The organism is Corynebacterium aurimucosum ATCC 700975 (assembly GCF_000022905.1).
Lineage (GTDB): Bacteria > Actinomycetota > Actinomycetes > Mycobacteriales > Mycobacteriaceae > Corynebacterium > Corynebacterium aurimucosum_F.
The window spans coordinates 18,229-29,037 of sequence record NC_010813.1 but is presented as its reverse complement, the minus strand read 5'-3'; the positions used below and the strand labels follow the sequence as shown (position 1 = coordinate 29,037).

The 10,809-nt window shown below is 53.2% G+C and carries 8 protein-coding genes and 2 pseudogenes; 3 read left to right on the top strand and 7 right to left on the bottom strand.

The window, feature by feature from the left end:
* Positions 1 to 376 precede the first annotated feature (376 nt).
* The 3 genes and pseudogenes from CAURI_RS13905 to CAURI_RS00125 form a co-directional block, all read right to left on the bottom strand.
* Complete coding sequence (locus CAURI_RS13905) at positions 377 to 526, bottom strand: hypothetical protein (RefSeq protein ID WP_010187846.1); 150 nt, start codon at positions 524 to 526, stop codon at positions 377 to 379.
* 47 nt (positions 527 to 573) lie between these two features.
* Positions 574 to 714, bottom strand: a pseudogene (locus CAURI_RS00135) (transposase); the annotation flags it as partial.
* A 590-nt stretch (positions 715 to 1,304) separates the two neighbouring features.
* On the bottom strand, positions 1,305 to 1,679 hold the full coding sequence (locus CAURI_RS00125; RefSeq protein ID WP_236660799.1) for a 3-deoxy-D-manno-octulosonate 8-phosphate phosphatase: 375 nt from the start codon (positions 1,677 to 1,679) through the stop codon (positions 1,305 to 1,307).
* A 229-nt stretch (positions 1,680 to 1,908) separates the two neighbouring features.
* On the opposite strand from CAURI_RS00125, the gene mobF reads away from it, so the two are divergent.
* Positions 1,909 to 6,390, top strand: coding sequence for a MobF family relaxase (mobF, locus tag CAURI_RS00120; RefSeq protein ID WP_029158875.1), 4,482 nt, complete (start codon positions 1,909 to 1,911; stop codon positions 6,388 to 6,390).
* 83 nt (positions 6,391 to 6,473) lie between these two features.
* Here the strand turns inward: mobF and CAURI_RS00115 are convergent, their stop codons facing one another.
* From CAURI_RS00115 to CAURI_RS13435, 4 genes and pseudogenes are all read right to left on the bottom strand, one after another.
* Positions 6,474 to 6,710, bottom strand: a complete 237-nt coding sequence (locus CAURI_RS00115; protein ID WP_010187791.1) for a hypothetical protein — start codon at positions 6,708 to 6,710, stop codon at positions 6,474 to 6,476.
* A 10-nt stretch (positions 6,711 to 6,720) separates the two neighbouring features.
* Positions 6,721 to 7,317 (bottom strand): ParA family protein, encoded by a 597-nt coding sequence (locus tag CAURI_RS00110; protein ID WP_012468097.1) that lies wholly within the window; start codon positions 7,315 to 7,317, stop codon positions 6,721 to 6,723.
* A gap of 595 nt (positions 7,318 to 7,912) precedes the next feature.
* Positions 7,913 to 8,155: pseudogene (locus CAURI_RS00105) on the bottom strand (IS256 family transposase); the annotation flags it as partial.
* A 628-nt stretch (positions 8,156 to 8,783) separates the two neighbouring features.
* On the bottom strand, positions 8,784 to 9,302 hold the full coding sequence (locus tag CAURI_RS13435; RefSeq protein WP_010187802.1) for a MarR family winged helix-turn-helix transcriptional regulator: 519 nt from the start codon (positions 9,300 to 9,302) through the stop codon (positions 8,784 to 8,786).
* 159 nt (positions 9,303 to 9,461) lie between these two features.
* On the opposite strand from CAURI_RS13435, the gene CAURI_RS00095 reads away from it, so the two are divergent.
* Together CAURI_RS00095 and upp are read left to right on the top strand one after the other, a co-directional pair.
* Entirely contained in the window at positions 9,462 to 10,142 is a 681-nt protein-coding gene (locus CAURI_RS00095) for a phosphoribosylanthranilate isomerase (protein ID WP_010187804.1), read from the top strand.
* 8 nt (positions 10,143 to 10,150) lie between these two features.
* A complete protein-coding gene (gene upp / locus CAURI_RS00090; protein ID WP_012468095.1) occupies positions 10,151 to 10,792 on the top strand; it encodes a uracil phosphoribosyltransferase in 642 nt (213 codons plus the stop codon).
* Positions 10,793 to 10,809 lie beyond the last annotated feature (17 nt).

The window sequence follows — 10,809 nt, the reverse complement described above, 5'->3', positions numbered from 1 at the left end:
GGTGCCTTAGTCTCCTTTCGGATTATCGACACCGACCGTGTTGTGCTTTGCTCACTGTCCGTATGGAAGTGGTAAAGTCTTAACCGACACGGTGGTGTCGATTTTTGGTTTGAACCCCCGCTAGAGTTGGCGCTCGATGATGCGGGGGTTTCCTCATGTTTTGAGGAACGTGCGCGCCCTGGACTCGAACCGAGGGTGTGTGCCGCTCGCGCTGCGCACCCCACGAATGTGGGGCGCGGCTTTTATTTTCTCCGCCTATTAAATCACATCAGTGTGACTTACCGGGAGATTTAGTAATGGTGGCGGCTCTTGCCAAGAAGCTTTATCGGCTGTTTGCTTTGATGAAGCTTGCTCGGAACCTAAGGCATTAGTGGAATCACTCTTGTTCTTGTTCTTCGGGCTCGTCTTTTAGTCCGTTGAGCATTATTTGGTTAAACAAGTTGTTGATTGTCTTCTCTTCGAAGTCTGCAGCCACTTGATTCCAATGGGATTCTTCTAGTTTGGGAAGCATGGCTGTAATAGCCATTTTTAAGTAGAAACCTCGACTACGTCCTGTCCTATCGCAGAGAGCGTCGAGCCGTACTGCTTGATCCAGGAATAAAGTGAGGAGCGATTGACTCCAAGCTCTGCTGAAGCCGCGTGAAGTGAGAGGTCCTCATTGTTTTCGTAGAGGGCCACAGCATCACGTTTGAACTGTTCGGAGTACCTAGGCATGGTGGTAGATTACCTTTCTTCCCAACCCAACTGGGCTGGATATCAGGTGTCTACCAAACAGGGGTCAGGTCCCAATGATTTCATCTGGCATCCGTACAGACACCACACGTCCGGAAGGGTGGGGTGCTTGTTTCATATGCAGTATCCTCTCCTTGGCAGCAATGGTAAACAATGTTTACCATATGTAAGACTGGAGGAGTCTTCGCAAACTCTTTAACAGCATCATGAGCGGCGCGCGCCACAGAGAGGAAGGACGCCTCCGTGGACGCACTGCCTTTTATCGGCTACCAACCATATCCCCAGCTGCACTCATCGCCATACCGGCCTGGATGCTCATCGCCCAGATATGACGCGCAGGACTGGTGGCAGGAATCATCAGAGCCTAGGCAGAGTAATCGCCTGGTACTTCCTTACCTTCCTCGGCGTGATGGTTGGCTCCATGGCTGACGACTACGAGCACGCTACGGACGAGACCAACGACTCTCCATACTCCAACCCGTATGACGCCGCGCCCGCCAACCCCGGCGAGTACTACGACCCGAGCGAACAACAGTAGTCGCAGTTACCAACCCCGAAGACTGTCTTTCTTTCTACTGGCCACCCTTCTCATGGTCACCATCGCCGCCAGCGCCCTCAGCGGCGCTGGCGGCTTCGTCAACGTCCTGGCACTCACTGTCGCCAGTATGCGACTCGTCTTCTCTAGGTGAATCGTTCACACTAGGAGAAGACTCCTGAGCAGTCTTGAGCATTGCGTTGAAATCTCGTTGGCTCATATCGACGAGCTCGCGCACAAATTCCTTAGCTTCGCCTAGGTCGATAATGGACTGTGAGACTTCACCAATCTTTTCGTTCAACTCGTCTCGCTGATCAATAAGGCTGAGCAACGAGTTGATGCTCTTTTTCCGGTCGCGAAGCTTACGCTGTCCTTCTTCGAGATGCTGACGCAGTTCCTGACGCTTCTTCAAACTTCTACTTGCGGTAACCATAAACCCCACAATGCCAGCGAACGTACCGCTCCACTCCTGACACAAACACCACGCGGGAAGTTCGGTGTAACCGGAAGCAATCAGCGGACTATCCCTGTAGGCTTTCGACAGCGCTGTAGACCTGTAGCGGCGGGTGCGAGCGCCCTTTTCACAACACACTATTGGCACTCTTAGTGTTAATCGGGTTTTGCCTGCTAGACTAGGGAGCATGATGACCCTGCGCGTAGTCAACAGCGGAACAGGATATGAGTACCTGTTGCGCTCTGTGGCTACCAACGATGGGCCAACAGACGCGCCAAGTTTGTCGAAGTATTACGACGCTAAAGGAACCCCACCGGGGCGTTGGTTGGGCTCTGGTCTTGCCGGTTTGAACACCGAAAACGTCGTGCAGGGTGGGGAAGTTACCGAGTCGCAAATGGCCGCATTATATGGCGAGGGCCTGCACCCAGATGCGGATATGAAGATGTCCGAAGGACAGAAAATCAAGGACGTGCAGCTGGGCCGACCGTTCGCTAACTTCACTAATGATGTGCCGGTTTTGGTGGCACTTCGTGACGCTGAGCGCCGCTATCGGCAGACAACAGGCACGCTGATGGGAAAGCAGGAACGTGCCGAATTAGTGCAGAATATTGGCCGAGAATTTTTCATTGAAGAACACGGTGTTGAGCCGCAATCGGGCCGGGAAATCGTCAACTGGGTCAATGGCCTTAAAGACAATGTGCGCCAATCTGTCTCGGGTTTTGACCTTACTTTTTCGCCTGCGAAGTCTGTTTCTGTGGTGTGGGCGTTGTCTGATGAAGAGACAGCGCGGCGCATTGAAAAGCTTCATCACCAGGCCGTGAAAGAGGCTATGGCGTGGGCAGAAGACAACGTGTTTTTTACTCGTTCCGGCAAACAGGGGCGTGAACAAGTCAAGACGAAAGGCGTTATTGCCTCTGAGTTTAAGCACTACGATACGCGCGCAGGAGACCCGGATCTGCACTCGCACGTACTGGTATCTAACAAGGTTCAGGCTGAAGACGGGCGCTGGCTATCGCTTGATTCCAAAGCACTGCACAAGCAGGCTCAAGCCATTTCGCACCGCTATGACTCCATCTTGAATACCCTGTTATCCAACGACATGGGCTACTCGTTTACCGCCCGCGACCACGGTGTAAATAAGGAACCAACGTGGGAGATCGAGGGTGTTTCCGAGTCGTTGATGGAGTCTTTTTCTAAGCGTCGACGCGGCGCGGAGCCGGTCTACAAGCGCCTGGTCGACGAGTTTGTTGCCGCTCGCGGCACAACGCCAAACTCGGTTGAGGTAGGCCGTTTATGGCAGCAAGCTATCTTGGAAACCCGTGATGCAAAGCGTGAACCAGAAAGCCTGTCAGAGCTTCGCGCAGGCTGGAAAAACGAAGTATCCGCCCGCGACAACGGGCAAGAAGAACTAGCTTCTATTGCCCAACTATCCGCAAATTCTGGCCACGATGAGCGCCCACTATTTGACGCTCATGAGCACTTGTCGGGCCTTATTGACGACGTTTTAGCTACGGTAACTAGGCGTCGTTCTTACTTTCGTACCTCGCATGTAGCTACTGCTGCGGGTGGAAAACTCCAAGGCTATCGCTTCGCGTCGCTCGCCGAGCGCGACCTTATCCATGCCACTGTGGTTGAAGCTATCGTGCGCGATAAGGCCATTGCGCTGAATGATTTCGACGTCCTGGAATTGCCCGAGTCTTTGAAAAACACGGCAGGACAGGCCCGAGACACCCGTGCTGATAGTGAGCTTTTTACTACCCAGGACATTCTCGATACCGAAGACAAGGCACTGGCCGCGCTCAACGAACCGGTGGCTGCATTCGCTCCCTCTCGCGCGATTGATGAGGCTCTTGATGGGCATGAAAGGGAGGCTGGTTTCCGTCTTAACGCCGGGCAGGAATCCATGGCGCGCTACCTCCTTACTTGCGGCACACTGGCGGCTACTGGCGTGGGCCCGGCAGGCACCGGCAAGACCGCGTCTATGCGTCTTGTCGCCAACGTCTGGGCGAATGAGGGCCGCAACGTTATTGGCCTGGCACCCTCTGCACAAGCCGCAGATGTATTGTCTGAGGACTTAGGTTTTGACGCTTTTACCATCGACAAACTCACCTACACCTGGCGGGGAAACCACCCAACAAAGCCCGGCCATAGTCTCAAAGACCTTCCAGTATCCATTAACGCTGGCGACATGATCATCGTCGATGAGGCCGGCATGGCCTCGACCCCTAACATCGGCTCACTGCTAGAGATTGCCGAAGAAGCAGGCGCAGTCGTGCGGTTTATCGGTGACCATAAACAGCTAGGTGCAGTAGAAAACGGTGGTCTGTTCGGCGCTATGGTCAACGCTGCCGAGCGCACTGATAATCAGCTTTCTGAAGTCGTACGTTTCGGCGGCGACCGTGAGCAATCCGCCACGAGTCTGCGCTTGCGCGAAGGTGATCGGTCTACCTTTGACTTCTATTCCGAGCGCGGTTGGGTCAATGGTGGCGCACGCAGCGACATGTTAGATAAAGCCGCAGCAGACTACTTGGCGGATATTTCTAGCGGTAAAACCAGCCTTCTTATTGCTGCCACCAACCGCGATGTAGCAGAACTCAACGAGACAATCCGCGCCCACTACATCGCCCACAGCGTTGTTGACACCACCGTGGAAGCCCAGCTTTCTAGAGGCGAAAAAGCCGGTCTAGGCGATACGATTCTGGCGCGCAAAAACCAGACTTTCTACGACGATGAGACTGCTACCAGTACCCGTATCAACAACGGCACGCTTATGACAGTCACCGGAATTGCCGAGAACGGCAGTATCACCGCCCGCAACCAAACCACCGGCGACGAACTGTGCCTGCCAGCAGACTACGTCCACGACAACGTGCAGCTAGGCTATGCGGCTACCGTCCACCGCGCCCAGGGCAGCACCGTGGACTGCACCCGCGCGGTCATTGACCATCACGTCGATAGAGCAGGGCTGTATGTCGCACTTACACGCGGCAAAATCGCCAACCACATCTATGCCGTTACCGAGCACCAGCTAGATGAACTTGCCGAAGACGGCCACTACCACTACCAAGGCATAGACCACGCCCCCAGCGCTAGAGACGTCTTCGACAAAGCCATTTCTCGCGATACCACCCCGAAGGCCGCACGCGAGGTCATCGCCGAGGTCGTAGACGAGCAAACCTCACCCGATCGCATGATGGGCCTGTGGCTCATGGGCAAAGACGAAGCCACCAACGACTTCATCGACGCCTACCTGCCGGACTGGATCGATACCCTGCCCGGCGACCTTTCCCGAAAGATTGAGACCAGCGATGACGGCACAGAACCTATCCGCCACGGCTGGGTAAAACTGATTGACGCGGGCATTGATCCGCGCACCGTCATGGACGCTGCTACCCGCGATATTGACAACGCCCATGATCCGGCACGGCTTATCCGCTACCGCCTAGACGAACAACTCCGCTTGCGCGATACGGGCAAACGCAACCAACTGCCTCCTGTATCTGGTCAGACAGATATAGAACTCGACACGTGGCTGCGCACCCACAACCCTTACGACCGCGCGGAGACCACCCGCCTTACCGGTAAAGAACATAACCTCAACCGGCTTAACCAGTCTGTGTTGGTAGAGCACGCACGCTTTGCTAGTTCCAAGGTGGAATCGCTGACTTGGCAGGAAGCAAGTATTACTACTCGCCTCCACGAGGACAAAGACGCAGCCGCAAATGAGGTACAGGCTGACTACCAGCAGGTAGTCCTTGATGCTGGGCGCATTCGCGCCTACGAGCAGGCCATGGCAGACCACAGTGCAGCCCTTCGCGAAGAAGAAACAGCCCGCGCAGACATTGAGCACCAACGCCTACTGGCAGAGGACTACACCCGCCCGGTAGCCGAGCGGGCCTACGACCACGACGTCGATGGATACGGCACGTACCAACAGCGCATAAACCATGCACACAAGCGTCTTGAACAAGCACAACAGCGCCGCAAGCTTGCTCAGCAGGCCATTGAGGATACTGGTGCTAACTTGCCGGAGGCAGGTCTGTGGGAGGAAATCTGCTACCGCGCCGACGACACAGAAGAATGGGACAAGCGCCTAAACGCTGCCGTACAACACGACAGCGAGCACGTCCACAAGCTTCAACAACGACTCGATTCGATTCGCCGCGAGAAAATGGACTTCGCTGATCGCGCAGACATCGCCACGCGCTTGCGTGCAGAGGAAATCCCCAACGATGTTGCCGATCATGCAGGCTACATCGCTGATGAAGTCAACTTACTTGCCGCACAACGCACCTACGAACTACGCCGCCTAGGCGTAGACGAGCCAGCACAAGAGGCAATCCGCGACATGGTCGCAGAAACCATTGCTGCTGCCTACGAACCAGACAATGACGAGACTCACCACGATGAGCAAGACGCCGCCGCCCAAAACACCGTAGAAGAAGAGCAACCAGCACCCGAGACCACAACAGAAAATGAAAACGCCGACAACACCCAAGACGAAGACACCAGCAGACTGAACGAGGGCGCGCGAGCAAGCATGGACTTTATCGCAAGCCTCGGCCTAGACGACGCACCGCACATCACCACTACCCACAGCAACAACCACGACAACGAGGAACAAACTCCCACCGACGATCTTGAAGAAGAACAAAGTCCAGAGCTTTAGAAAACAGCGAGTTCAAAGCGCTAATACGCACATGTGTATATACCTATATACACATGTGCGTATATAGGTATATACACCAGTAATCAGCTTCTTTCCTCGAGCCATCGTGTTGCCCACTCTTCAAAAAGTTGGGAGATACTCTTCTCTTCTTCCACTGCAGCGAGTTTGAGCTCTTTGATCAATTGTCGATCACGGACGTACAACTGAAGACGTGTCGCTTTATCATTAGCTTGAGCGAACATCTTTGTTGAGGGCGAGCTCTCCGACCTATTTCCAAGCGATTCTTCCCGCGCCTTATTCTTAGCCTTTGGAATTGCCATCGTTTACCCCTTAATCCTCAAATGCTGCGACTACTTCTCGAGCCAAAGAATCCCACACCTTCGTACTGCTGGGCTTTGTTCCGAAAACACGACGTGTAGCCGCCCTCGTTGGGATGACTGTGTCAGCAAGCGCTGCAGTCTCGTCACCCTCCAGCTCGGCATGGACTTCATCTAGAAGTTTTTCCCTTCTGTCGACATTCGACAGAACAACTGCTGTTGGTATCCCCATTTCTATTAGCCAAGAAAGCGTTACCTGCGTTCGGTCAATATCCATCGGGGACACACCAGTGGGAAGAAGGACTAAATCGGCAGCCTCGGCGCTTTCGGTTATGAAAGCTAAACCGCCTGGAGGGGTGTCGACTATAAGAAAGTTCGGATTGTTCCCCCTCCTGACAACTCCAGAGAAGTCACTTGAGCTGCGGACAGATTCGATAGGAAATGGAAAATCCTTCACTTTGCTTGCCCATCGGGTGGCAGATTGCTGGGGGTCGCCATCTGCGACTGCGACCGTATAGCCCATCTCCCGAATTGCTTCTGCGAGCATTACTGAAAGTGTGGTCTTTCCTGTCCCACCCTTTGACTGAATTACGGAAATTACTCGAGTCATACAATAAGAATAGATTCAGGGAGGATCTACCTGGGTAGTGACATGCGTATGTGTGTATATGATGCTATACGTATGGAACCCGTTGAGTAGGGGCTGAATTAAAAATCACTTTATGCTCATATGCCGATATACACATATGCATATATACTCATCCCGAATTTTAAAGCTATTAACTTGCCGAGAGACACTCCGGTTGCGGGCGCGTGTAAACGCGGTATGGTTTTGGGTGTCCGCAGCGCGCTTCCCCCGGCGCATAGTCGGACGGAAGGAAAACAAAAAGCCACAATCCCCCGCACCCCCGCAGGTGGCTTCTCCCCAGTGCTTCCAGCGACGAGAAGCACTGGGGAGTTTCCTTTTATTGAGCGTCTTCCAGCTTCTCTTTGAGACTGGTGGCCAGACCTAGAAGTTCGTCCGGGCTATCTGCAGGGCACTGTTGGGACAGATTTCTCTGTGCCGCGCACGAACTTAGCGAGTGTGCCGGCGTCGCGGGCCAGTGGGGAAGTGGCAGGCAACTCTGCCTGTATTACCTGTAGATGCTTGGCGGCACTGTTGCGCCTAGTGCGAGAGCGTCCGATAGTTTGTGTGCGGGGGTGGTTTACAGGTAGTCCGCGAATCGGTCTGGGTATGCCACGGCTAGTTGGTCGATGGCTTGTTTCCAGCCATTGGCCTTCGCTCCTTCAGTATACCCGTTGCACTCAACGGCGCGCTTGGCTTGCTTCGCGCGTTTGGCAGCGCGTTTGTCTTCGATGTTGCAAATCATCAGCCAAAGCGTCTTCAGTGCTGCTGTATCGTTCGGGAACTGGCCCCGGTTTCGGGTAGCTTTGCGCAGCTCAGCATTGTCTGGTGGCGGGAATTGTAAAGCTCTCGACCGAAGTGGTCAAGTTGGTTCACACCATCGTTGATCACTTCGGGCCGTAAGGCCCGAGAACAGTCCTCGAAGGATAGCAGCCTTCGGGGGCTGTTGTGTACGAACACTAACTCGTCACACCCCACAGCCTAGCAGCCGAACCACGGTGCGGATAGATCAAATTCGAAGACGCAATGACGTTGTAGGCATAAATACGGTCCTGGAGCGAGGACGTGCCTACTCCCGCAAGGGGCTTCGCTCCTCTGGGCTAGCGCGCGTCCTAAGCCCACTTGCCTCCGAAACTATGGTGCCCCCTCTGCGAGCAAAGGGTGAAGTCCTCCGATCCAGGTGACGATCAAAGAATGCCCCTCACCGCAACCCCTGCCGTTTGGCGAGCGACGGGCGGTGGAGCGGGGCGTGACGACTGTTCATCAGTCCGGAGATTTCCAGCAGTCGGCAGCACTCGGACTACGAACAGGTCGAAGTGCAGATTCGAGCGACGGAGAAGTACTGGGCCAAGAGGCACGATCCTATCGATTAAAATCATTCACCCAGATCGCGCGAACCAGTAGGTACTGACCCTAGGAGTGGATAGTTATAAGATTCTAGCGATCTCAACTCAAAGATTGGATGGGTACCCCGGGGCTTGCTCACTTCTAATCAGCAGCTTATCGAGCAGACCATTAAGCTGTTCATACTCATCGTCATTTAACGGTGAGATAAATTCTGAGCATAAAGAAGCATGCTCATCAATTACCCTTTCGACGAGCAAATAACCTTGTTCAGTAAGTTCTACGAATACTTCCCGACGCTGATCAGGATTTTCCACCCTTCTCACCAGACCACGATCTACAAGTCTATCGATCCGCTGCGAGATGGCCGATTTCGAAACCATAGCAAGGTCCGAGAGTTCCTTATGGGTGAGCCGAACCCCGGGCCGCTGGCGGCGGAGAGTTGCTAGAACATCGAACTCCCATCCCCGCAGACCTACAGATTCGTGGCAATCGCTCAACACATCTTCTAAGGCTTGTCGCAAGTGAATAATTCGACTCGTCACCAACATTCCCCGAATATCGGTATCGGGCCTTGTCTCGATCCATTGCTCAATCAGCGCGCTCGGTCTCTGGTCTCTTAGCATTCTAGCTATTAGGTTTTCCCCTTTTATATTATTTATCATACCTATATTAATTGGGAGGGTCGAATTTTACCAAGAGTTTACCCAAGTAGAAAACGCATGTATGTCTTTTCTGTTAAGCTTCTTGATTATCCAGTCAGTACACATTTAAGGAAATGATCAATGGACCCAGTAATCCAAGTTGCAGGAATTCATGACATCGAAGAAGCGAAGCTGGCGATCGAGAGTGGCGCCAACTGGCTTGGTATCCCACTTCGTCTTCCATCTGGCAAGGATGATATTTCCGAAGAAGACACCAAACATTTAATCGAACAGCTTGGGTCTCAAGCGAAGTTTGTACTGATCACCTACTCTTCCAGCGCAGAAGAGCTCACTAGCCTGGTTAAAGAACTAAACTTCGACGCAGTCCAACTCCACGGCGACATAAGCGTCGAAGAAGTTCAGGCCCTCCGAGATATGAATCCGAGCATCCAAATCCTTAAAAGCTTGGTCGTCAAACAGGATAATCATAGTCAACTGTTGTCCACCGTCCGAGAAATGGAGGACGTTGTCGACATGTTCCTAACAGATACCTACAACCCGGACACAGGAGCCAAAGGAGCAACAGGGCTCCAGCACGATCTCACCGTTAGTAAGAAGATCGTGGAGTCTACAAGAAAGCCGGTGATCATTGCCGGCGGGCTCAATCCAACTAACGTTGCAGAAGCTATTGCTTTCGTAAGGCCAGCGGGAGTTGATGCCCACACGGGCCTTGAAGGAAAGGACGGTCGCAAAGACCGGCATCTCGTAGAAAAGTTCTCAGAAGAGAGTCGTCGTCAGTTTAAAGAACTCGACGAGGAGTAGATTACGATATGCCGGTTCATCTACTCCCGAATAGTAAATTTGCATCTTCATTACAAACTGTTGCGCGGAACCGAGATTCAAATATAAAAGACTTCACTTGGGCAACTTCCCGAGTGAACAGAATGCTAGTTGAGTACGCGCTGAACTTTGCGGAATATGCGGAGCGAACGGTGGAAACTCCCACCGGAGCCAGCTTCGACGGGGTCGAGATAAAAACCGAGATCTGCGGCGTATCCGTCATCAGAGCTGGAGAAAGCATTGAACAAGCTTTTCGCGAAGTGTTGCCCGGTGCTCCAATCGGAAAGATTTTACTGCAGCGCGACCCTAAAAGCCTAAATCCAACATTCTTTTACGAAAAATACCCAGATTGCATCGAGTCATCGACAGTGCTCCTATTTGAACCAATGGTTGCAACAGGTCGATCACTGTCTTTAGCAATGGATCGATTGATGTTGGCCGGTGTTTCGGAAAGCTCAATTATCTCTGTCAACTATCTCGCCTCACCCGATGGGATCAAGTACGCGGAAGAGAATCACCCACAGGCAACGTTCGTGGTTGCTTCGATCGAACAAAAGCTAGACGCTAATGGCTTTATGCTACCGGGTATTGGTGATTTCGGCGATCGATTTTTCAGCAAAACATACCCCTGACAACTCACTCTGTGCAA